The organism is Peribacillus sp. SIMBA_075, from assembly GCF_046534585.1.
The window spans coordinates 1-266 of record NZ_JAWRYN010000764.1 but is presented as its reverse complement, the minus strand read 5'-3'; the positions used below and the strand labels follow the sequence as shown (position 1 = coordinate 266).

At 54.1% G+C, this 266-nt stretch carries 1 pseudogene; it reads left to right on the top strand.

Features of this window, described 5'->3' with window-relative positions:
- Positions 1 to 266 (top strand): annotated as a pseudogene (locus SB775_RS30270) (sodium:calcium antiporter); the annotation flags it as partial.

Here is a 266-nt window from a genome sequence, read left to right as displayed (position 1 = left end):
CTTTCTGTTGGCGGCAGCCGTCACTGTCTTTGCCGCCATTAAACTGTCCCAGTATGCCGATGTCATCAGCGAGAAATCTGCGATGGGCGGCATGATGGTCGGCACATTGCTGCTTGCAGGAGCTACCAGCCTTCCTGAGATTTCCACCAGCTTTTCTGCGGCAGCGATCGGCAATGCCGACATCGCAGTCGGCAATATGATCGGCTCGAATTTGTTCAATCTCTTTATCTTGGCCGGATTCGATTTGCTGCTGAACCGCAGGCGCA